Annotated in this window: 22 protein-coding genes; 7 read left to right on the forward strand and 15 right to left on the reverse strand. The window is 50.5% G+C overall.

Annotated elements, in window-relative coordinates:
- Window positions 1–291: 291 nt before the first annotated feature.
- From FBY13_RS17150 to FBY13_RS17185, 8 genes are all read right to left on the reverse strand, one after another.
- Complete coding sequence (locus FBY13_RS17150; RefSeq protein WP_063879204.1) at window positions 292–621, reverse strand: DHCW motif cupin fold protein; 330 nt, start codon at window positions 619–621, stop codon at window positions 292–294.
- A 570-nt stretch (window positions 622–1,191) separates the two neighbouring features.
- Window positions 1,192–2,952: a beta-glucuronidase gene (gene uidA, locus FBY13_RS17155; protein ID WP_145394685.1), complete on the reverse strand. Its 1,761-nt coding sequence runs from the start codon at window positions 2,950–2,952 to the stop codon at window positions 1,192–1,194.
- Window positions 2,953–2,993: 41 nt separating this feature from the next.
- Window positions 2,994–4,244, reverse strand: a complete 1,251-nt coding sequence (gene uidC, locus FBY13_RS17160) for a glucuronide uptake porin UidC (RefSeq protein WP_186440835.1) — start codon at window positions 4,242–4,244, stop codon at window positions 2,994–2,996.
- Window positions 4,245–4,422: 178 nt separating this feature from the next.
- A complete protein-coding gene (locus tag FBY13_RS17165) occupies window positions 4,423–5,700 on the reverse strand; it encodes a PTS sugar transporter subunit IIC (RefSeq protein ID WP_145394687.1) in 1,278 nt (425 codons plus the stop codon).
- 53 nt (window positions 5,701–5,753) lie between these two features.
- Window positions 5,754–6,059 (reverse strand): PTS sugar transporter subunit IIB, encoded by a 306-nt coding sequence (locus FBY13_RS17170; RefSeq protein WP_145394688.1) that lies wholly within the window; start codon window positions 6,057–6,059, stop codon window positions 5,754–5,756.
- A gap of 16 nt (window positions 6,060–6,075) precedes the next feature.
- Window positions 6,076–6,396: a PTS lactose/cellobiose transporter subunit IIA gene (locus tag FBY13_RS17175; RefSeq protein ID WP_145394810.1), complete on the reverse strand. Its 321-nt coding sequence runs from the start codon at window positions 6,394–6,396 to the stop codon at window positions 6,076–6,078.
- 107 nt (window positions 6,397–6,503) lie between these two features.
- Entirely contained in the window at window positions 6,504–8,417 is a 1,914-nt protein-coding gene (locus FBY13_RS17180) for a transcription antiterminator (protein ID WP_145394689.1), read from the reverse strand.
- A gap of 570 nt (window positions 8,418–8,987) precedes the next feature.
- Window positions 8,988–9,956: a D-2-hydroxyacid dehydrogenase family protein gene (locus FBY13_RS17185; protein ID WP_145394690.1), complete on the reverse strand. Its 969-nt coding sequence runs from the start codon at window positions 9,954–9,956 to the stop codon at window positions 8,988–8,990.
- Between the two features lie 328 nt (window positions 9,957–10,284).
- On the opposite strand from FBY13_RS17185, the gene FBY13_RS17190 reads away from it, so the two are divergent.
- Genes FBY13_RS17190 through FBY13_RS17205 form a run of 4 tightly spaced genes read left to right on the forward strand, consistent with a single transcriptional unit; the run spans window position 10,285 to window position 12,781 of the window.
- Window positions 10,285–10,863, forward strand: coding sequence for a cytochrome b (locus FBY13_RS17190; protein WP_145394691.1), 579 nt, complete (start codon window positions 10,285–10,287; stop codon window positions 10,861–10,863).
- 13 nt (window positions 10,864–10,876) lie between these two features.
- Window positions 10,877–11,428: a tetratricopeptide repeat protein gene (locus FBY13_RS17195; RefSeq protein WP_096012413.1), complete on the forward strand. Its 552-nt coding sequence runs from the start codon at window positions 10,877–10,879 to the stop codon at window positions 11,426–11,428.
- Window positions 11,409–11,966 (forward strand): sigma-70 family RNA polymerase sigma factor, encoded by a 558-nt coding sequence (locus FBY13_RS17200; RefSeq protein ID WP_145394692.1) that lies wholly within the window; start codon window positions 11,409–11,411, stop codon window positions 11,964–11,966. Before FBY13_RS17195 ends, FBY13_RS17200 begins: the two co-directional genes overlap by 20 nt.
- Window positions 11,963–12,781: an anti-sigma factor gene (locus tag FBY13_RS17205; protein WP_145394693.1), complete on the forward strand. Its 819-nt coding sequence runs from the start codon at window positions 11,963–11,965 to the stop codon at window positions 12,779–12,781. Before FBY13_RS17200 ends, FBY13_RS17205 begins: the two co-directional genes overlap by 4 nt.
- 32 nt (window positions 12,782–12,813) lie before the next feature.
- Here the strand turns inward: FBY13_RS17205 and FBY13_RS17210 are convergent, their stop codons facing one another.
- Complete coding sequence (locus FBY13_RS17210) at window positions 12,814–13,389, reverse strand: YceI family protein (protein WP_145394694.1); 576 nt, start codon at window positions 13,387–13,389, stop codon at window positions 12,814–12,816.
- A 121-nt stretch (window positions 13,390–13,510) separates the two neighbouring features.
- Here FBY13_RS17210 and FBY13_RS23475 point away from each other — a divergent pair, with 121 nt between their 5' ends.
- Complete coding sequence (locus tag FBY13_RS23475; RefSeq protein ID WP_186440827.1) at window positions 13,511–13,675, forward strand: hypothetical protein; 165 nt, start codon at window positions 13,511–13,513, stop codon at window positions 13,673–13,675.
- 27 nt (window positions 13,676–13,702) lie between these two features.
- Window positions 13,703–14,260, forward strand: a complete 558-nt coding sequence (locus FBY13_RS17215; RefSeq protein WP_063879193.1) for a GNAT family N-acetyltransferase — start codon at window positions 13,703–13,705, stop codon at window positions 14,258–14,260.
- A 194-nt stretch (window positions 14,261–14,454) separates the two neighbouring features.
- Here the strand turns inward: FBY13_RS17215 and FBY13_RS17220 are convergent, their stop codons facing one another.
- Window positions 14,455–14,826 (reverse strand): hypothetical protein, encoded by a 372-nt coding sequence (locus FBY13_RS17220; RefSeq protein ID WP_145394695.1) that lies wholly within the window; start codon window positions 14,824–14,826, stop codon window positions 14,455–14,457.
- Window positions 14,827–15,266: 440 nt separating this feature from the next.
- On the opposite strand from FBY13_RS17220, the gene cspA reads away from it, so the two are divergent.
- Complete coding sequence (cspA, locus tag FBY13_RS17225; protein WP_063879191.1) at window positions 15,267–15,479, forward strand: RNA chaperone/antiterminator CspA; 213 nt, start codon at window positions 15,267–15,269, stop codon at window positions 15,477–15,479.
- 179 nt (window positions 15,480–15,658) lie between these two features.
- Here the strand turns inward: cspA and FBY13_RS17230 are convergent, their stop codons facing one another.
- The 5 genes from FBY13_RS17230 to FBY13_RS17250 form a co-directional block, all read right to left on the reverse strand.
- Entirely contained in the window at window positions 15,659–15,844 is a 186-nt protein-coding gene (locus FBY13_RS17230) for a hypothetical protein (protein ID WP_145394696.1), read from the reverse strand.
- 32 nt (window positions 15,845–15,876) lie between these two features.
- The gene (excA, locus tag FBY13_RS17235) at window positions 15,877–16,620 is read right to left on the reverse strand and encodes a plasmid IncI1-type surface exclusion protein ExcA (protein WP_370513242.1); all 744 of its coding nucleotides are present in this window, start codon (window positions 16,618–16,620) and stop codon (window positions 15,877–15,879) included.
- A gap of 1,240 nt (window positions 16,621–17,860) precedes the next feature.
- Entirely contained in the window at window positions 17,861–18,769 is a 909-nt protein-coding gene (locus FBY13_RS17240; protein WP_145394811.1) for a LysR family transcriptional regulator, read from the reverse strand.
- 638 nt (window positions 18,770–19,407) lie between these two features.
- Window positions 19,408–20,229, reverse strand: a complete 822-nt coding sequence (locus FBY13_RS17245) for a M55 family metallopeptidase (protein WP_096012405.1) — start codon at window positions 20,227–20,229, stop codon at window positions 19,408–19,410.
- Window positions 20,226–21,269, reverse strand: coding sequence for a P1 family peptidase (locus FBY13_RS17250; protein ID WP_145394698.1), 1,044 nt, complete (start codon window positions 21,267–21,269; stop codon window positions 20,226–20,228). The genes FBY13_RS17245 and FBY13_RS17250 overlap by 4 nt, the downstream gene beginning before the upstream one ends.

The following is a 21,269-nucleotide window of genomic DNA, read 5'->3' on the forward strand; positions in this document are numbered from 1 at the left end:
TCTGCTCTGGCGTGTAGTTAATCCGAGTTCTTCGTTTCATGGCAACGTCCCCCTTGATTAAGGATAGCGTTGCATCGACCCATTGAACTCACAGCTCTAAGCGGACTTTACGTTCTGAACGGTAAGCCACGACATTAAGCCCCACCTCACTAAACTTACGCTTATCAGGCCGCACTGGTGCCTTTCTCATCAGAAAGCACCCTTCCCCAACAAGGTAATCTACGAAACCGCGCTTCAATCTCCCTATCGCATGAAAAATCCATCCCACCCGCAATAAGGCTACCAATCCCATCAGTCAACGATAAACAGGGTTGCTCCCGCCGTGGTCGTTGAACGATGTGCTTCAGCATCGTCGGCAACCTGATAACTCACGCCGGGCGTTAATACAAACGTCCGTCCGTCATCCAGCTCTGTCACCAGCTCCCCTTTCAGACACAGAAGAATATGCCCTTTTATACACCAGTGATCGGCGACGTAGCCGGGGGAATACTCGACCATTCTGACCCGGATATCGCCAAACGTTGCCACGCGCCAGAGCGCGAATCCGCTTTCCCCCGGATGCCGTTCTTCCTCGATCTGTGACCAGTCGGTTATCCCAAAGGGGATGTTTTCCATCTTCATTTTTATGCCTTATTATCGAGGTTGAGTGGCTTGTGAGAATGCGTAAAAAATTGTGCCGATAAATGGCTGCGGATTCAGTAAACGTGAATCCGATGCCTAAGGCAATGGAAATCATTCCATAAGGTCTGCGCTCTGGCATTGAAATCATAAGCACCTTTTTTTTGGTGGATCAGTAGCCTGTCGATATTTAAGCGGATAAGCGGATAAGCGGATAAGCGGATAAGCGGATAAGCCAGACTATAAAAAAAAGGAACGCATCTCACATAGCGAATTTATTTGTACAGATAACACTCAAGCCACATAAAAAATATCAACATGTATAACTAAAACGTTTTATTAGTTTAACCAGCAACAAAAAGCCTTTCTTAAAATAATTTAATCCTCTTATCATAGTCTGATTTAAGATAGATTTTATTTAAGTTAAAAATATGGCAACTAAGCCCTGTCCACCCCGCTAACACAGCCATAAAAACCGATTCTGTCTCTTCATCAGTTAGCTGCGCTGATAACGTCTGCACCTGTCACCTGCCTGGATGCACTTTCGCGCATCCAGGTTCTCACGCACGCCGGTTAAGGCATCGCCGTCCAGCGTTTTTTAAGCAGAAAAGCGGATGCCTTAGGTTTTCTGTCTCGGGTAAATACGCCCTTTTTATTTCCCCCTACCCGAATGATGCCCTGCGAGGTAGCGAAATCGGCAAAGTTCCACACATGCTCACCCACAACAAAGGGTAAGCGATCAAAAACGTTATGGTACATATCAAGAAACGCGCACTGGTACTCTTCAGACCACATTTCGTTATAAACAGAATGAAGGCCCGACAACGTATCAGTTCCGTATTCGGTAATGATGATGGGCTTTTGATGGCGGTCGTGCCAGGCGGTAAGTTCCCCTTCCAGCGCTTTTTCCGCTGCCGTCAGATCAGCGGGATTTTCATACCAGCCGTAATACCGATTCAGGCAGAGCACATCAAACAGATCACTGATCTGGTCTTCATCCAGCGAGGATTTCGTAATGTTAACGCAGCAAACCGGACGGCTGGCATCCCGTAGTTTTGTCGCCTCCACCAATGGCAGGAAATACTCTCTGCTGGCGGGTTCACGTGCGTCTGGCTCATTCGCGATACTCCACATCACCACCGAAGGATGATTTTTATCCCGGTCAATCAGTTCGTGTATCGCGTCAAGATGCGCCTGCTGCGTTACCTCGTTAAGCGCCTCGGCGCAAAACAGTTTTTCTGGTCTGGCAATGTTGCGAATCATCGGCAGAGAAACGTTAAACCCGACCGCTGGGGTTTCATTAATCACCACGATGCCGTGCTCATCTGCCCAGTCCAGCATTTCTTCTGCATAAGGATAATGTGCAGTGCGGTAAGAGTTGGCCCCTGTCCAGGACATCAACGCATGATCGTGCACCAGCAGCACATTATCGAAGCCCTTACCGCGCAGATCGGCATCTTCATGGCGGCCAAATCCCTTGAAGTAAAAGGGCTGATTGTTGATAAGGAACTGATCTTCCTTTACTTCGACAGTGCGAATGCCCACAGGTAGTTCATAACAGTCGGTGCCTGCATTCACGATCAACCAGTACAGGTAAGCCTTGCCGGGCTGCCAGAGTACAGGCTGAATCACCTCAAGGCATCCCTCACGTCCCGTGCACTGAGCAACCTGCGATCCCTCATGATCCCTTAACTGACAGGTCACGTTGCCCGGTGCGTCAATGCGGTAGTGCACTGCACCTGATTGAAGGTCATCACTGAAATCCGTTTGCACCTCGATGTCCCGGATAAACTCACGCGGCGTGGTATAAAGCCAGACGTGCCGGTGAATGCCTGCATAGTTAAAGAAGTCATGAAAGTAGTGCTGCTTCAGCCGCCCCTCCTGCTCGACCACAATGCCGGGCGGGATGGTGTGCCACGACAGTTCATTGTTCACACAAACCGTAAGGCGTAGAGTGCGTTTCGCCGCTATGTGGGCAGTGATATCGCATTCGAATGGCGTGTAACCGCCCTGATGGAACATGATTTGTTCGTCGTCGAGCCATACCGTTCCACGATGCGTGACAGCATCAAAACGCAGCACCACGCGTTGCTCATGCCAGCGCTCAGGAATACGAACCTCAGTCTGGTACCAGACATCGCCTACATGCGAGCGTACGGCTTCATCGGCGAATTGATCATTATAGCTGCCAGGAACCGCCACTTTACGCGCAGCGCTGAGTCGGCTTTTCCACCACTTATCGGTTAATCCGCGCCTGTCTGCATCAAGTTTAAATTCCCATAAACCATCCAGTAATTTAGCTTCACGTGACGTCGTTTCAATCGGTTTTAACATCAGGCCTTCCTTCTTTTCGTTATAGTGGTGAGAATAATTATTTATTTCAGCATGAAGTCGTACTGTATTCCGGCTTTAACATCCCAGTAATAGAGGTTATTCCTCAGCGAACTACCCTCCCTTTTCTCCTTAGCAATATCCGACGCGACGTACATTTTCATTCCTGATAACGGCCCTTCTTGTATGTTATAGAAAATACCCGCGAGAATTCCCCGACCATTCATCCGAATGGTTCGTCTTGTATCTTCGTAACCGCGTGTAATCAGAGGTGCAAGCATAACGCTCAGATTTGGCCGAAAGAAATATTGTGCACCCACCTGCAAGGAAAACATGTCTTCTTTATTTCTGTCGATACTGAGGGAATTGGGATAGCCGATATCAGTATCAACATTAGAGCCAATACCATTCATCGCATGGGTGACGATTCCCGCTGCGCCAAAAAAACTTATTTTTGGCATGCTGTAGGTAATCTGACCTGAATAAACCTGAGTATTATTGTGATAGCTCTGAGTACGTGACACGCCATTTAACAAAGCATGAAACGCCAGCAGTTCGACTTTAATCACGTTTTTGTTTTCAAGCGGAAATTTCTTTTCGATCAATGCCTGATACTGAGAAGAAACATCGTCCTGCCACGAACCGCCAAGGGAGTAACGGCTGTTTTTATCGTGCCAGCTACCCGCCAGAAAAGAACGTGCCCGTTTGGTATCGTAACGGCCTGTGGACGCGTTGTAGATCCCTTCATTACGCACCCCGACTGCCGCATCGGGCCAGAGAAAAACGCGTGTGCGATACATCGCCCATAGATCGATATTGTCGTCAGGCTGATAGCGACCTAATACACCTTCCGAAAGCGTTGGCATGGTTCGGGTGGAGCCAGAAGCAATAAGTGGAATGCGGTAGGGCAAACTGCCATAGCCGTTATCAGTACCGAAGCGACCGATTTTAAGATGAATATTATCCTGAGGTTTTAACTTTATTGCTCCCGTCACCAGGCCAAAACTGTCATGGTCGGCCAGATAGCCGCGTGTACTCCATTGTTCTTTGGCACCGAGCTTATAAACATAATATGCTCCCGCTTCTATACCAATGAAATCAGAATAATAGTGCGAATTTGCATCAATCATGGCCCCCTGAACCCAGCCATAAATGTTTTTTTCGTAGTTCCCCGCACTGGGCCGATCCGCACGGCGAAAATCATTTTTTAGTCGGATACGTAACGCATCTTCATTATCGTTAATTTCTGCGGCCTGGAGTAAAGGTGAAGTCAATACCAATAACAATACCGCCATGGTGAGTTTTTTAATTTTCATAATAGTTTTCTTTGTAAAGAGCAGAAGTAGGGTTAAGTTATAAATTAATTGATTACATCGACAGGCTATTCCTGTTTACGGTTCTGTTTAAAACGGGCAGTTCCATCGAATAACCGCCCTCAGAATCTTATTTATCAGGCAAGCGTATTTTTAATCATTAAACCTGTTTGCCTGTGCCTTCTTTTTCAAGGCGGTAAGACGCTCTATCAGCCTTTTTGAAAAAGGGATACCAGATAATTAACTGCACGGCGACCAGCACAACCTGCAATACCGCTATCTTCCAGCTCCCTTCCATAATACCGCTTAATATAATGGGCACGCCCGTTATCGGTGTAATTCCGGCAACCCGCGGCACAAGACCGATATAGGTTGCGCCATAGGCAATCACCAGACTGATGGCGTTCATAAAGATAAAGGGAATAGCAAACCGGAAGTTAAATACCATCGGCGTGCCAAACACCAGGGGTTCACTGATGCCAAACAGCGCGGGAACCGTGGTGAGTTTACCAAGCGTTTTATATTGCTGACTTCTGGCAAAGAACAACATCAGCAATGTCAGACCAATCGCACTGCCCGACATGGTATAGGTACTGACAAACGCTCGCCCGGTGATGTTCGGCAATGACTCACCGGCAGAATAGGCGGCCAGTTGCATCGCATCCATTGCAGTAAAAATCGGTAACACGACGGAGTAAATGACCATGGTGCCGTGGATTCCGACAAACCACAGTAACTGCGCCAGCGTCCAGAGCAGGATGATGGAGACAATATTTCCTCCCATGCCCTGAAGTGGAATTTGCAGGAAGGTATAGATAAACTGGTGCATGTTTTTGAACGGTGTCGCAGTAAAGATGACCGACACGGCAGCAAACAAGATTAATGAAGCGAACCCGGGAATCAGGCTACTGAAACTGCTGGAAACCACCGGCGGCACGCTGGCAGGCATCTTAATAGTGAACCCTTGCCGCTTGATAAAGATGTAGACCCGGGTTGAAAGCAAGCTGACCACGATGGCGGTAAATATGCCCGTTCCGCCTAACCATTGCACAGGAATAATGGGCAACCCGGTTTCGGAGAGGGCTACGGGCGTCACGATAAAGAAACTTAGCAACGCCAGTATTCCGCAGAATAACGCATCTTCGTCATGTTGCTTTGCATAACTTCCCGCAATGGCGACGCCGAATATCACAGCAAGGAAGTTTGTGGTAAACATAATGATCGTTTTCAGCGCGGTGGCAATCCCCACACTGGCAATAAAGGCTTTATAGGCCGGAATGGGTAAATTCAGGAACAGTGCTGCAAATGCGCCCAGTATCGTAATTGGCATGGCACTCATCATGCCGCCTGTAATGCCATTGACCAGTTTACTGGTCTGGATTTTATTGACTACGGGGTTAATTTTATTGGTTATCGCTTTTCGGTCAAATTTAGGCATAATAATCCCCTGCCACGTTTATTTGGCTATGCACCTGATGTTTAATAAGCGGTTTACTTTACTAATGCGAGCGCGTCTTCCAGAACTTTTTCACCATTCATCATTCCATAGTCCACCATATCGACTACGGCAACGCTAATGCCCTGAGGTTCATATTTTTCGCGCAGGTCATCTTCCAGATAAGATATTTGTGGCCCCAGAAGAAGTACGTCTGTTTTCCCGTTATGCGTTCTAAATTTTTCTTCGGGCATCGCAATAATGCTCACGTCGATTTGGCGCTGTTTAGCACTCTGCTGCATCTTTGCCATCAACATAGAGGTCGACATTCCAGCTGCGCAAACTAATGTGATGTAGATCATGGCTATTTCCTTATCGTTATTTATTTTTGATCAGCTTGTACATTTCAATCATTTCGATGGCTATGTCTCGTGTTGTCATCGCGCTCATTAAATGATCCTGACCATGGACCATAATGAGCGAAACGGCGCACGGGTTCTCTTCGCGTGCTTCCGCCTGAATCATTTCCGTCTGAAAATGGTGAGCCTTGTGTAAAAACTCATTGGCTTCTTTTATTCGCTGTTCTGCCAGTTCAAAATCACCCAACCTGGCAGCCTTCATGGCCTGCATGGCTTTACTTTTAGCACTGCCGCCGTTAACGACTAATTCAGTGATAATATCTTCAAGACTAATTTCCATCACGTTACCGCTCCGTTTTCTGATCATTTACCGTCATCATAGTCATCACTTTCTCCTCTCTCCAGCGGGAAATTTACCATGTTGAAAGTGGTAAAATTTGCCTTCGCTTATAGAGATTCACCTCCTTTAAGCAACTTCATGATGACGTCAAACGTCGGGTTAATAAGCAGTTGCTGTATCGCAGCAGAGTCAAACAGGAACTTCGTTGTCAGTTGATAAAAACGGCCGACATCGCTGTCCTCATCGGCAGAAATGGAGATAAGGAATATCACCTGCACATCGTTGTGCCCCCACCATATAGGGCGTTCTAATATCCCGATAGTGACAAAGCTATTTTTGGTCATCACCTGGAACGGATGCGGAATGGCTACCATATTACCAAAGTCGGTTTGCCCCAATGCTTCCCGTTTTATCACCGCATCGTAAAAGCCGTCTGGCAGCGAAAAGGTTTGTGCCGTGTGCTGGCATAATATCGTGAGGGCTTCTTCTTTTGTGGATGCATTGATATTGTTGACAAACAGTTCGGGCCGATAGTATTTATACAAAAAAACGTTGTTATTGTTTTCAAATACTTCATTACAGGTTGCGATATCTTTGCTTTCCAGAAACTGCGTCACTTCAAACACAGGTATCGGCACGTCTGTATTAACGGGAACCGTAGTGAAAATGTAATCAATGTTCTTTCCTGCAAAGTCAAAACTTTCCAGCTCCCAGGCCGTACATTCATAAATATGGTCAACGTATTTTCCGAATGCCTGTTTGTATTTGTACATAAATAACTGTGTAGTGCCTTTTCCTGACGCACAGACGACAATGATATTTTTCTTCTCTACTTTTTTATCTTTTTTCATCAGCGCCAGTTCAAAGATGATGGCAAAATAAGCAATCTCATCATCAGGAATACGGGTGGCATAATGTTCTGCCAGTGCAATACAGGCTGTGGCCGCCAGGGTATAGGCGAAGGCATACTCTTTTTTTATTTCCTGCACCAGCGGATTACTGAGTGGGATGCCGTACTGCATGCGGATATCCAGCGGAACCAAATGTTGATTTAACGACATACGCAGCTCCAGATTATCCATGAAATCAATTTTGAAACTCTTGAACAGGATTTCCAGCATTCGCCCGGTCAACTCGTCGATCTTTCGTGAGATAACGATATTGACGCCGGTTTTTTTAACCGCGGTGGAAGACAGCTTAGCGCCCATATGCAGGGCAATATATGAGAATTCGTTGTCATTCAGTGGGAGGTTAAGAGCATCCTCGACCTGTTGTACGATGAGTCTTGTTGCCTCAAGAACGTCAGGTTTAACCAGCATGCGTATTTTTTTGGTGTCGACAGATATGGAGTGCGCGTGCCTGGTTCGGTACACCGCAATAAAAACATGTGAAACAAGATTTTCCAGCGAGACTTCGGATATGCTCAACCCATAGCGATGTAAAACAGCCAAAATAATCGTGCCGATCTTTTTCAGGCCCTGCTCTTTTTCCCCATCCTCGTTCATAAAACCATTAAATCGGATGAGGTTATTGGCGATACAAACACGTTTATCGAATTCATCACCCTGAACCGCAATCCCATAGTTCGGCCGACGATCAAGTACCAGTTGATGCAGATGCAGGATGTACTCTACTTTTTTAAGGTCTGCCGTCATTGTATTACGGGAAACGTAATAGGTGTCGCAAAGCTCATCTAATTTAATATAGTCATCCCGACTCAGCAGGTTAGCCAGAATAAAAACGACTCTTTCATTTGAGGTGGTTGGCCGCTGCACGTGGCTGTTTTTATTTAGAGAGATCGTCAGACGATGAAAATCATCTTTGTTTTCAACTACCAGCTGATAGCCCATGCTGGATTTGGAATGAATTAAGGCTCCATGCGACATCAGAATGGCATTCAACTCTTTTAATCGGGTCCGCACTGTTTTTTCACTGACGTTTAGCCGGCCAGCCAGATCGCGTGCTGTATGAAAATCCTGGTCAATCATTTCATTAAAAAGGACCGATAATTTACTGTACATACCATCCCCTTTATAATAATTATGTTTATCTTAATAACTTTATCATCGCCGATTTGCCAACTCCACACAGACCATCACCATTAGAATCTGGTAACTGCCTGGGCTAAAAGCCTTTTTTTTAGAGGCGCATCACACAATTGACATTCATGCAGTCCACTCTCGCTCCTGTTAAGCAGGTTGATAACTCACATCATTATGTGGACACAGGTTGAATCACGCTTATAAAGATCAAGACACGATCCAGCCTGAAAAAGATTTTTTTCGGGGAATTGTATTACTTTGATGTGCTAAGAGGATATTTCCAGAGAAGTCATGAACAGGATATTTAATCACTTTATCTCATCAACTTTATTATCATTACGAGCAGATAAAGATGTGGTTTGTTAAAAATCCAGCAAAAAATGTTTATTGCATATCGAATCCATTAGCTATCAAGTCGAAGATGGCCTATTCCGATCACGCGTGGATACCTGTTATTACGGAATAGCTCATGTTATTTGCGCCACCTGTCAGCTGGTGGCGCGCCTTAATCTTGAGTGCCTGAAAGCACCCTCAGCGCTAAGGATAAGCTTATCCCCGCGCCTCCGGGTTGATCACATGGCTTGTATCACCCTCAAAAAAGCGCACCACGTTGTCGAACGCGGTTTTGAAATACAGCCTGTAACTGTCCTTCTCGACATAGCCGATATGCGGCGTGCAGAGCACGTTGGGCATCGATAATAACGGATGCGCCGGGTCGTAAATCGGCTCCGCCTCAAAGACATCAAGCGCCGCAAAGCCCGGATGGCCGTGCTGGAGCGCACTCAGCAACGCATCGGCGGCCACCAGCTCTGCCCGGCTGGTGTTCACAAACAGCGCATCGGGCTTCATCTGCAACAGATCGACGAGCGTAACGTTGCCCTGAGTTTCTGCCACTAAGCGCTGATGAACGGTTATCACATCGCTGGTCGCAAAAAACGCCTCACGGCTGGCAGGCACGATCAATCCCTCCTGCTGCGCTTCCTGCCTGGCGCGATCGCTGCCCCAGACCTGCACCTGCATACCAAAGGCGTTAGCGTAAGCCGCAATGCGCTTGCCGATTTTTCCGTAGCCCAAAATCCCTAACCTCTGATTGTGCACGCCCTGCCCCAGTTCCGCCTGCCAGTGTCCGGCGCGCATGGCGTTAACGGCCTGCACGAACTTTCTGCGGGCCGCCATGATCAACAGCCATGTCAGCTCCGCCGGGGCAACGGGCGAACCCACGCCTTCTACCACGGCAACGCCAGCCCGTGAACAGGCCGCGAGATCGATATTGCGGGCGATTTTGCCGGTCTGGCTGATGAGCTTCAGATTTGGCGTGCGCTGTAAAAAGGCGTCGTCGACGGTGGTGCGCTCACGGATCAGGATCAAGGCCTGGGCGCTTGCCAGCGCGTCATCCGCGCCAGAATCCCGGCTGATATCCCCAACGGCAGTACAGTGAAATTGGGGAAGGTTTTGCAGGCAGTCGAGGCCCGTCGTGACCAGCTGATAATCATCGGGAATGCAAACCTGTATCGTCATGGGAACGCGCCTTAAGAGTGGATTTGGCTTTTAACAACCGGGTGATAACTGCCCTACATCATTAAAACACCCTCCCGATGACGTCAATGTCCTTTCGCAGGATGCGCATCATCCAAATGGCTCACCGGCAACCAGAACATACCTGTGACGGCGCATAGCCCGGCGCGTACTGAAATGGACAACGATTGCAGGCCGGGCAGTTCAGCCGTTTTCTTGCCCTTCCTCTGGTGAGTGACCTCACCCAAACGCAGTACGTTAAAAAAATATCGAATAAAAATCCGCACAGATACGTTCACTCATCATAAACCTGACTGAGAGATCGCAAGCCATGATTCAAACACAACCCAAAAAACCCCGACAGCGCTACGACAGCATGACCCTGGCGCTGCACTGGATAACCGCTGCCAGCGTCATCTTTTTGTTTGCCAGTGCGCACATCTGGGAATGGCTGGACCGCGGGACACCGCTCCGCAAGGGATTACAGTCGGTGCATATTTCCTGCGGGATCATCCTGGCACTGGTGATGGTGGTCCGGCCGGTCTGGCGGCTGATGAGCCAGCGCTCACCGCGTTACGCGATGCCCGCCGCGGCCATTTCTCGTCCGGCAAAATTCCTTTCACACTGCGTGCACGGTGCGCTCTATCTGCTGCTGTTCACACAAATTGTATTGGGCTTTATGTTTCGCTGGGCGCAGCAGGAACCCTTTGGTTTTTTTGGCCTGTTCGATCTGACCGGGCTGGTGCATGTCGATCCCCTGCTCAAACATGCCCTGGGGGAATTACACAACAATGTCGCCTGGGCGCTGATTATTCTGGCCTCGTTCCATGCGCTGGCCGCCCTTATCCACCACTACGTTTTACGCGATAACGTGCTGCGCCGCATGCTGCCCGTTCGCACCTACCGTTAACTGGAGCACTACCATGAAAAACACCTCTTCACTGCTGCGTGCCACAGGCCGTAAGCTGCTGATTCCGGCCCTGCTGTTTGTTATCCACGCCAACCCGGCCCTGGCCGCAGGCGATGACAGCACCAACAGTAACATTCCCGACTGTCCGCGTGGGCAGGTTTACGACAGCAAGAGTAAACAGTGCGTTCCCGACAAGACGGCACGCCTGAGTGACGAAGACAAGACCAACTATGCCTATCATCTGGCAAAAAAAGGCGAATATCAGGCCGCGCTGACGCTGCTGGATAGCCTGAAACAGCCCAATACCGCAGAAGCCTGGAACTACCGGGGTTATGCCACCCGAAAACTCGGGCGTACCGACGAAGGTATCGGGTATTATCAACGCTCGCTGGCGCTTAACCCGCGCTATGCGAAAGTGCGCGAATACCTGGGCGAGGCGTGGCTGATTAAAGGCCGTCCCGATCTGGCAAAAGCGCAGTTGAAAACCATCGCCAGCCTGTGCGGTACAGGATGCGAAGAGTATCGTGATTTGCAGGCCGCCATTGATGGCCATCCGGAATCCTGATACGTACCATGAGGACAGTCACATCACTACCAGCGAAGTTCGTCAGCAGCTTGCTGCCCATCTGACGCGCCTGTGGCGCTACGGGCTGGTGCTGTCCCGAAACCACGACGTTGCCGAAGAACTCGTGCAGTCTACCTGTGTTCGCGCGCTCGAAAAGAGCGCGCAGTTTACGCCAGGTACCCGGATAGATCGCTGGCTGTTCTCGATTCTTCACTCCATCTGGATTTCCGATCTACGCGCCCGCCGCGTGCGGTTAGGACAGGGTTTTGTGGAAAGCGATGACCTGCTGGCCCCTGATACGCAGGAACGTGACGATGAACGCCTGCATTTTCAGAAAATCATGCAGCGCGTCAGCGCATTGCCAGAAGCCCAGCGCAATACCGTATTTTTAGTGTATGTCGAAGGATTTACCTATCAGGAAGCCGCAGAGACGCTGGCCGTGCCCATCGGCACCATTATGAGCAGGCTGGCAACCGCGCGTTCGGCGCTGGCAAAATCATTTGATGCTCAGGCCGCTGCGAAGGAGAAACGCTCATGAACAGGCTGCATTTTTCGCCCCCTTACAGTGACGAAGCCTTAGTCGCCTGGCTGGATGGCGAGATGGACCCCGAGGATGCACGCCAGTTTGCGTCGCTGCTGGAAAACGATGCGGAGCTGGCTGAACGCGTTGATGAACTGATGAAAAGCCAGCTCGACTTTGACGCGGCCTTTGCGCCCTTACTGGATAAGGCACCGGAAGCCAAACTGCAGCGCCAGCTCGACACGCTATTAGCCGCGCCAGGGCAGGAACCCGCTGCTGCTGCCGTTGTTGCCGCCACATCGGGCGTCAGCCGTCGTTCGCTGATTGCGGCCTCGCTGAGTATTCTGGTGATCGGATCGGGCCTGGGCTACCTTGCTCGCCCGGCTAAAACCAGGCTGAGTGAGAGCGAGAAAATTCGCGATCTCGAAGCGCAGTACATGTCACTGTACAGCGCAGAAACCCTGCTGGATGCGGATAACTCCCCTGCCGCGCTGCAACATGGCCTGGCGCGAACGGCGCAGGACATTGGCCTGCGTCTTCATGCCCGGCAGCTTGCCTTGCCGGATGCGGAATTAAAGATGGTGCGCATGCTGCGCTATGACAGCACGTCCATTGCACAGATTGCGTGGATTCATGCGGAATACGGCCCGATGGCGCTGTGCATTTCCCCGGACGAGCAGCCTGCCACGAGCGGCCTGCAGCGTGAACAGCGCCATGATATGCGCCTGGTCTGGTGGCATCACGGCGGCTACCAGTTTGTTCTGATAGGCCGCAACCCGGACGGGGAACTGGCCGCCAGTGCTGACGCCCTGAAAAAATCCCTCAACGCTTAACGGCCAGCGGCCTTGCTGGCGGTGACGCCGTTTCACGGCACGTGGCTGGCCTCTGCCTGGATATCAATATTGATGGTCACCGTATCATCCACCAGCGCGGTAAAACGATCCATATGGTAGGCCGAACGGGAAATCGTGGTCATCGCATGTAGCGATATCCTGTCCTCGCTCTGCGCAATGCGATCGTGCTCTTCCATCGTGGCCTCCAGAATCACCGGCCGCTGCACGTCCTTGACCGATAACGAACCAAAAATTCTGAAATGACCGTTGCCCTGCGCCACGATCCGGCTGCTGGTAAAAACGATATTGGGATAGCGCGGCGCATCAAAAAACATGCTGCTTTTCAGTTGGTAGGTCAGCAGATTGTTTGAGGCAATCAGCGTGGAGACTGGAATACTGACCTTCACATGATTATCCATTTCATTCGTCGGATTCAGCGCGACCTCGCCGGTCACGCCCGTTAATTTCGCATGTGAAATACCGCCAAAGGCGCGCCATGACAGCCCTATCGCGGTGTCAGGGGTGGAAATCGTGTAATAAAGTGAGGCGGCGTGGGATAACGGACTCAGCAGCAACCCAGCAACCAGAAAAGTAACAGCGCGCGTCATAACGGGATTCTCCAGTGAACAGACAACGCATAAACGCGCCAGGTAGCAACTTTATTCGATTAATACTTACAGTTATATAACATTCATGGGGATGTGGATCTCGCCCGGATGTGGAAACGGCATGATGGTGTACGAGGTGGACTCAGCATGCTGGGGAGATGAGCGGCTTTTGCTGATGATGGCGCGCGAGCGCCGTTCAGCTTATCGCGGGCTGGAGGGGGGAGTTTGCTGCTCCCCACATCATGAAAAGTGGATGCCGCTGTTCCTCGCTTGTGATAAGAAATAAAAATAACCTGTGCACGGGAGATTTAATATGTATCTGGATGATATTCCTTTACATTTTCTGCAGCATGAAAATTTTTATCTGATTGCCCCTGACATGAGCCGTACAGAAGAAATGCAGCAAAAACTGAATGCGTTCAGTTCTCTTCATCATGAATTCTTGCTCTGGTCTCCGGGATTTCATTCTCTTGATTCTGTTAAGAAAAACATGGCGGAGGCGGCTGATAATTTTCTGAATGACAGAGAAGAATATAAATTTTTAATTATTGATCGTCAGTCAGATGAACTCGTGGGCTGTATTAGCTTATTCATCAGAAATCGCGCGATTCCTTACTATGAAATCGGTTACTGGCTCGCTACCGATGTGTTGGGGAAAGGCATAATGTCTGAAGCATGCAAACAGGTCACAAACATAGCCTCAGCATTTTTGCAGGCAAAGAGAATCGAAATTCGTACGGCAGGACGTAACCTGCGCAGTCAGTCGGTTGCGTTGAAATGTGGTTTCAAACGTGAAGCCACTCTCGTGAACGAGCGCCTCGATGGCCTGGGGAGGATTGACGATACCTTTATCTACAGATATGACTGTTGACTCAAACCGCAACGCTTTCAGGTCGGGCTCTTGCGCCTTATCACCTTTCAGTACGACGACTTTTTGTTGCCGGAATTGCGTTTGATCTTGTCTCTGTCATGTACAGTTTCACTGTAAATTACCCCGAATACAGGGATGCGGGTTTGGCTTTGATTTATGCGCGGTTGGGACAATCTTGAGATTGTTATCTTGCTCTACCACCCGGGAGGTCGAGACACAGGCTTTTCTTGTAGCCTTTTTATTCTCATCCTCTGCTTTTTATTTACTTCAATATAAGTGAAATATTCTTGCCCGTTTTCAAATCTAAATTTTGCTGGCTGAATACAAAAAAGACCTGCTTTTGGTTGTTTTTCAACCGGGAAAATGACCTGCTTATTATACGTCAGTGCTGATACAACGTCTTCGCAATACCAGTCCCGGAAATAAAGCTCGCCGTCAGGACTCATTGTGGTATTTCTTCCCTGAAGTTTGAAGGGAAAGTCACTGGCATGATGAATCCAGACGCGAGGATAAACGATGGAAGGACTAAAAACCGATCTTGCCAACGCTATCTCACCCAGTGTCATAAGCCTCTGACGCCCTTCATTATCACTCCTGCAATCCTCCATAATTTTTGGTTTCACTCTTTCAATGAGAGTTTCCGACTGGCAGCGTCTTAAGAGAACGTCCCCGATTCCTAACCTTTCGTGGACTTTAGCAAAAACAGCCAGCGTCTCTGAGATTCATCACTCTCTTCCAGCAGCGCGTTTCGGATAGCCGTTCAGCCTTCTGAACGTTCAAATAGACAGAAAAATAAAGGGTTTGCAAAATCCATTTCGCTGTGTCTTAATAGCGCATCGGTTTGGAACACAGACCTTATGAAGCAGTTTTAGTAAAGCAGTCCTCAGTTAAAGCGTTATCCAAAGATACCTTTCTTCGAGAGCCTCCTCCTAAGTGCCCAATAAGTAAATCTCAATGACAGGCCATAACCGCCGCACCTAGTGGCTCATCAATTAAGGAAATATCTATGTCTAACAAAATGACTGGTTTAGTAAAATGGTTCAACTCAGATAAAGGTTTTGGCTTCATTACTCCAGACGACGGTAGCAAAGATGTATTCGTACACTTTTCTGCTATCCAGAGTGATAACTACAAAACACTTGATGAAGGACAGAAAGTTTCCTTCACCATTGAAAATGGCGCTAAAGGTCCTGCAGCTGGCAACGTTACGCCGCTCTAACCTGCCTTCGTTATCAGCGGCGCTGACAACCGCGAGAAAGACACTGGTCTGCTCAGACCAGCTCTGCCGATAACAAAAAAACCCGCCTTGTGCGGGTTTTTTATTGCCTTGATGTCGTCCGCCCTCTGTTCTGCCTGTCCCCGCGGTCATCATTTAGCAGGCAATCCTGTAGGTAACACTCACGCCATTCCCCATCCCGTCATCTGATAATGTCCTGCCCTACTCTTGTCCTTGTTTTTCTCACCATCGCCCTTACCGGTCCAGGCAGGATTAACAGAGATCGCTTTATAAAGCGGTATCTCTCGGGCATGCGCCATCACCCCGTAAGCGGCACGAAGGTGTCCAGAACAGTAACCAATTTTCATGACCAGACCAGAGGAGCTGTCAGCCGGGTGAATCAGATGTCCTGAGGTGCGATAACATTGTGCGCATAAGGAATCAGGCGACTCTGCCGCCTGACATAGTGAGACCAGGATTCTCCGGCAGGCTCGGGATAACGTCTGTGTCTCATTGCCCTGAGCGTTTCGGCTATCAATCCCACTGATGCAGGATGATCGTATACGCACACTGGTGATACATCCGTCCGGCAGGTGTGGATACGTAAACATGCCCCGTCCTGTTCACATTTCACCCAGTCATCCATGGTCAGCGCCACCACATCAGTGGTGTCCCTGTTCACCCTGCGTATGTAAAGCAGGGTGCCGCGATCGGTGTCCACGCCAAAATACTGACCTCGTTTTGTATCTACCACCTGATGCGCACGTGGGCTGAAACGATGGGGACAACTCAGAAGCGCAACCATGTGGCCGAGCACTTTACGGTGACGTAATTTGCTTAATCCGGCTGAAATCAGCGGCAGGGCAAAGGCAACCCAGATGGCAACGAAAAGCGACAGCGTCAGATAATCACCTTTCCTGAGCAGTGACGGGATAATGAATACTGAAGGTAAAGTGATTAACAACGCGCAGGGAAAACACGTCATCATGTAGATCCTGAATACCTTTCGCCACAGGGGCTCTTTAACAGGATTTACCCTTTCAATCTGACTCATTATGACCTCTTCTACACCTGTCAAATTGTTCGCCGGGTTACCTAACGCCCGGCAGAGAGAGTTCGGGATACTGTGAGCCAGAAACCACATCGTCTGGCCGCTTCATCACACGCCGGGAGCACGGAATGAAGCCTGACTGAGTCGCTCACTGCCAACAACAGTCTCCGTATTAACAAAACGCTGTACTGCTGTTACCCTTTGACAGCTGAGCATTCAGCTCGCTGGCGCTTTCCACGGGCGAAAAACCACCGGCACCCGAATCGGGTCATTCTGCCCTGCTCCTGTTTCCAGGCTACGACCAGTAGCGTTTTCATGGTGATGATTTTTCCATATATTTTTCCAGATACGCAATATAACTTTCTTATTTCGTCCTTAACCGATGTCAATGAAAGGCGATAAGTCCCGGGCTGAAGAAAATAATGAGCGACGCACTGGAATGCCGGCTTCTGAAAGAATTTGATTGATGTCAAAAAAGCATCCGCCATTTTTCACTGACGCTCGCCCTGACCCACAGAAATAAAATATTGGGAGCATTCTTAAAGGGAAGTTTTCTATGTCACTGATAATTTAAACATGTTTTTAAAAACAGTATTGACTCGGAGAATAAAACCCGTAGATTAGGTTCCTAACAGCACAGAAAAACGAGCATCATTGTTGTACTAATTGGGGTAAGCCATTTTGCATTAAAGGCCATGAAGTCTGTAGTTTGGGATGCAGTTCGCTTTAAGGCCACGTAGTGACAGTGCTGTGCAGCAAAATGGTAGTAAAAGCGCGACGATGTAAGGCCTTGATTTACCCATCTCGTTGCTTCCCTGGATTCAGGTGAAGGCAACTGTAGTCAGGCAACGCATCAAAGAGTATATGTCGCGATGGGGAATGTACTTGTTTAAGACGCCATGCTTTAGTCATTAATAAAGATGGCAAGTGATATACCAGGATAACTAATGGGAGGTCTTCACGTTTTAATGCCCAATATTATCTGTAGCAAACGGGTGCATTTATACGCAGTATAAATTGCAGTAGTCATTTAGTAAGTTCATTAATGTCAAATCTGAAGTCTGAAGTACCTTAAAAGCCCTGACTGCGATGGTCAGGGCTTTTAACATTTCTCAGGATAGTAACCTCATCCATTTACAACCCGGCGCAGGTTTACATCAGCACCCTCGTAAAAAACGCCCGGTTGCTCGCCTTGAATATGCTCATAGCGCGAACAGCGTGATCCCCAGACAGAATAAATCTCAGGATACCGACCTTCCTCCTGACCTTTTTAAAAAGCTCTACAACAGTATTTTAAATAAGCTGCATGGCTGTAGGTGAGCGCATAGCTTGCTCACTCACGGATAAACTGCGCTTCGCACTGGCGGGCAATCTCCCACAGTCTGTTACGAATGACCTGCTTAAGTTGCAGCGTGGACTGCGATTGGGGGCAATCACGACGGCTGATCAGCATGACTTCAAACGGCAACGGTTGTGCGACAGGGAGCAATTTTAACTGGTCGGCATAACGGCAAGCCGTGAACAGATCCACGACACCCACGCCGCCGCCCGCCAGTACCATATCCGCAATGACCGAGTAGGTTTTAATCGACAGCGACACGGCCGGATTCAGTTTTTTATCGCGCAGCGCACGGTGCAGGACGCGCCCAAGCGGGTCCTGTGTCTGCATCATCAGCAGGTTATTACTGCATAACCATTCCAGCGTAACGGGCTCGTGCTGGGGATGATTAAGTGGCAGCAGCGCCACCATCGAAGACTGAAACAGCGGTTCGGCCAGCAGATCGGCGTCCACCTGCTGACCAAAGACCAGCGCGAAATCCAGCTGATTATCCAGAATCATCTGGCACAGGGTATTAAAGTGCTCCGTGACCAGTTCGACACTGACCGAGGCCACCTGTTGCCGCCAGGTGACCAGGGCGGGAGCCAGCACCATTTGACCAAAAGCGTGAGCCGCACCGACGCGGACTGTCTGTCCTTCGCCGCGCCGCAGTTGTTCAGTGAGTTGAGTGATGGATTGTAAGCGTTGGTAGAGATCTTCCACCTCCGGCAGCAGCCGTCGCCCTTCTGCCGTGACGCTCATGCCCTGTATACGCCGTTCGAACAGCGCAAATCCCAGTTGCTGTTCCGCGTGATTCAGCACCCGGCTGACATTCGGTTGCGACACGTTAAGCAAGCGCGCGGCTGCGCTAATGCTGCCGGTCTGAACGATGGCCTGAAAGACTTCTATGTGGCGGAGCCGCATCATTATTTACCCTAAGTGGATTCATCTGCCCGCAGGCCGTTGTCAGAAGCCTTTATTAACTGTTAGCGCGCAGAACCGCCAATGTCTGAATCACAGTGTACACCTGTAACATCGTTTATCTCGTCAGGCCTACCGGCAAACCGGACCGGCGCGCTCTGTTACGCGGTTCTCCGTTCCCTGCCCTGGATGGCGCGCAAGCAAATGTGTCGTGATCGCGCCATGGCAATCCCTGCTCTGTTCCTGCTTTATTGCAAAAATTGTACCGTAACGCTGGCGAAGCTACTGACTGTCGCCTTTAGCTGCCGATCGGGGTGATGTTGCATGTATGCGCGGAAAATAATGGGGAAAGGGAGCCAGACCGGGCCGGTTTTTGCCCATCCCGGCCGACCGCACCCGTGTTGGCAATCTGGCAGGACAGGCGTTCGCACCATGAGGGTGCAACGAAAGGCGCATGGCGGGAGCAACGGTGTTCAGGCGCTGTTGTGCTGCAGCGCGGCTGACCCGGCGGTCATCCGCGTGTGCGCGTGATTAGCAGGCACGGCCTGGCGGTCGCCAGACCGTGGGGTTGCAGGAAACAGTCCAGGTGAGCGCCAGAGGGACGAACATCGTCTCTGCCCTGACGTCACGAACATCCTTCTCTACGATTGGGTACTCGCCAGATAAGAAAACGCGCTGAGCAGGCTGATCACCGTATCCATTCGCTCCGCCTGATATTCCACAGTCACCGCATCAATGCGCGTAACGCCCGGAATCAGGCTAAACAGATCGGCCAATACGGGTTTGCTGGCCTGAAGCTGCATGCAATAAGGTGCCGTCAGGCGCGTCGTGCTGACCGAAGGTTGCTGTTGTAGCGCAGCCCTTGCAGCGGCGCATATCGCACGTTGTGCCGCTTTGGGACTGATGGACTCCGCGCAGGTATGGGAAATAGCGCGTTTTACACAGACATAATCAACCGTGGGATAAAATTCTGCTATCCAGTGCTGGAGCTGATCGTCGCCCGTGACCAGCAACAGTGGCGTGCCATGCTCGGCGGCGGCGGCGGCATAAATGTCGGTTTCCCCCATCACCAGGCCATTGATATGGATACGCCAGAATGCACGGCCATTAATGGTGTGCGCCAGTACGCCAGATTCGCCTGCCGCGCTGTGATAGCCCACCAGAAATAATCCATCGAAGGTTTGCTGCTCTATCCCTTCAACCATCGACAGGCCACGAGGTTTGCCCTGCACCAGTCGGGCGCGCGGGTCAATATTTTCCGCACGCAAATTGGTCATTTGCGCATGGCTGTCGGCGACCACCACCTCCGTTGCGCCCCCCGCGAACGCGCCCTCAATCGCGGCATTCACTTCCTGTTCCATCAGTCCCCGGGCCAACTGATATTCCGGGTTGCCAGGCGTGCATTGCTCCGGGCGCATCACGCCCGCAATACCTTCAATATCAGCAGAGATAAAAATTTTCATGCGGTTAATTTATCCAGAATCTGAGTCAGTGAGGGGCGATGGTGACCACGAAAGCCGGTAACAGCCTCCGCGCTCAACAACGCATCCAGTACAGCCTGTTCGGTTGCATCGGCGGCGGCGGCAAGCAGCGGCTCCAGCGTGTCGTCCTGCGGCGGTTGCGGCAGAGATTGCGTTGAGAACGCCAGCGCAATATCACCCGAACCATGGCCCCAGTAACTGCCCAGCCGTCCAAGGCCGGCACCGGCACGCTTCGCGATGCGCTTCAACTGGCGCGCATCCAGCGGCGCATCCGTGGCCATAATCACAATGACAGAACCGGCATCACGCTGCGGTACGTCACCCGCCAGTAGCGGCGCAATCCTTTCACCCAGCCGCACACCGTCAAGCGTGAGTGCGCTAAGCGTGCCAAAATTCGCCAGCACCAGCACCCCGAGCGTTGCGTTGAGCGACGGAATAACACGCGAGGCCGTGCCAATCCCGCCCTTAAGGTTAAAACAGCTCATTCCGCGCCCTGCACCGACGCTGCCGCGCGCAAAGTCGGCCGCAGCCGTGTGCAGTGCTTCCTGCGCCATCGCCTCGCTGATGGCCAGCGCCTGGATATCATTGAGCCAGCCATCATTGCACTCCAGCGCCAGGGGATTCACCGTGGGCAACGTCCGCCCCAGCTCCGGATTACGACTGATGGCATCCCGTACCAGCGTGGTAAACAGGGTGCCCACCGCCAGCGTGTTACTGAGCAAAATCGGCGTCTGCAACACGCCAAGCTCTTCGACCTGGACCAGCCCGACCGGTTTCGCAAAGCCGTTCAGGACGTCGGCCCCGCATGGCAACGGCGTGAGAAACAGATTGTCGCCCGGCGGTACGATAGCCGTTATGCCAGTCTGCCTCTCTCCGTCATTCAGCGTGTAATGTCCAACGCGCACACCGGCAACATCGCTGATTCGATTGGTGGGCCCACATGCGCTGCGCGGCTGCCCTAACGTTCGCGCATTACGCCAGCGATCCAGCAGCAGATCGCACTGCAATTGTTGAAAATCCAT

The organism is Pantoea sp. SJZ147 (assembly GCF_007828605.1).
GTDB classification, from domain to species: Bacteria; Pseudomonadota; Gammaproteobacteria; order Enterobacterales; family Enterobacteriaceae; genus Pantoea; species Pantoea allii.

What these genes read in the sequence shown, in the direction of transcription:
- FBY13_RS17150 (WP_063879204.1), bottom strand. Translation starts at nt 621, where the DNA reads ATGAAGATGGAAAACATCCCCTTTGGGATAACCGACTGGTCACAGATC.
- uidA (WP_145394685.1), bottom strand. Translation starts at nt 2,952, where the DNA reads ATGTTAAAACCGATTGAAACGACGTCACGTGAAGCTAAATTACTGGAT.
- uidC (WP_186440835.1), bottom strand. Translation starts at nt 4,244, where the DNA reads ATGGCGGTATTGTTATTGGTATTGACTTCACCTTTACTCCAGGCCGCA.
- FBY13_RS17165 (WP_145394687.1), bottom strand. Translation starts at nt 5,700, where the DNA reads ATGCCTAAATTTGACCGAAAAGCGATAACCAATAAAATTAACCCCGTA.
- FBY13_RS17170 (WP_145394688.1), bottom strand. Translation starts at nt 6,059, where the DNA reads ATGATCTACATCACATTAGTTTGCGCAGCTGGAATGTCGACCTCTATG.
- FBY13_RS17175 (WP_145394810.1), bottom strand. Translation starts at nt 6,396, where the DNA reads ATGGAAATTAGTCTTGAAGATATTATCACTGAATTAGTCGTTAACGGC.
- FBY13_RS17180 (WP_145394689.1), bottom strand. Translation starts at nt 8,417, where the DNA reads ATGTACAGTAAATTATCGGTCCTTTTTAATGAAATGATTGACCAGGAT.
- FBY13_RS17185 (WP_145394690.1), bottom strand. Translation starts at nt 9,956, where the DNA reads ATGACGATACAGGTTTGCATTCCCGATGATTATCAGCTGGTCACGACG.
- FBY13_RS17190 (WP_145394691.1), top strand. Translation starts at nt 10,285, where the DNA reads ATGATTCAAACACAACCCAAAAAACCCCGACAGCGCTACGACAGCATG.
- FBY13_RS17195 (WP_096012413.1), top strand. Translation starts at nt 10,877, where the DNA reads ATGAAAAACACCTCTTCACTGCTGCGTGCCACAGGCCGTAAGCTGCTG.
- FBY13_RS17200 (WP_145394692.1), top strand. Translation starts at nt 11,409, where the DNA reads ATGGCCATCCGGAATCCTGATACGTACCATGAGGACAGTCACATCACT.
- FBY13_RS17205 (WP_145394693.1), top strand. Translation starts at nt 11,963, where the DNA reads ATGAACAGGCTGCATTTTTCGCCCCCTTACAGTGACGAAGCCTTAGTC.
- FBY13_RS17210 (WP_145394694.1), bottom strand. Translation starts at nt 13,389, where the DNA reads ATGACGCGCGCTGTTACTTTTCTGGTTGCTGGGTTGCTGCTGAGTCCG.
- FBY13_RS23475 (WP_186440827.1), top strand. Translation starts at nt 13,511, where the DNA reads ATGATGGTGTACGAGGTGGACTCAGCATGCTGGGGAGATGAGCGGCTT.
- FBY13_RS17215 (WP_063879193.1), top strand. Translation starts at nt 13,703, where the DNA reads ATGTATCTGGATGATATTCCTTTACATTTTCTGCAGCATGAAAATTTT.
- FBY13_RS17220 (WP_145394695.1), bottom strand. Translation starts at nt 14,826, where the DNA reads ATGACACTGGGTGAGATAGCGTTGGCAAGATCGGTTTTTAGTCCTTCC.
- cspA (WP_063879191.1), top strand. Translation starts at nt 15,267, where the DNA reads ATGTCTAACAAAATGACTGGTTTAGTAAAATGGTTCAACTCAGATAAA.
- FBY13_RS17230 (WP_145394696.1), bottom strand. Translation starts at nt 15,844, where the DNA reads ATGAAAATTGGTTACTGTTCTGGACACCTTCGTGCCGCTTACGGGGTG.
- excA (WP_370513242.1), bottom strand. Translation starts at nt 16,620, where the DNA reads ATGTGGTTTCTGGCTCACAGTATCCCGAACTCTCTCTGCCGGGCGTTA.
- FBY13_RS17240 (WP_145394811.1), bottom strand. Translation starts at nt 18,769, where the DNA reads ATGCGGCTCCGCCACATAGAAGTCTTTCAGGCCATCGTTCAGACCGGC.
- FBY13_RS17245 (WP_096012405.1), bottom strand. Translation starts at nt 20,229, where the DNA reads ATGAAAATTTTTATCTCTGCTGATATTGAAGGTATTGCGGGCGTGATG.
- FBY13_RS17250 (WP_145394698.1), bottom strand. Translation starts at nt 21,269, where the DNA reads ATGGATTTTCAACAATTGCAGTGCGATCTGCTGCTGGATCGCTGGCGT.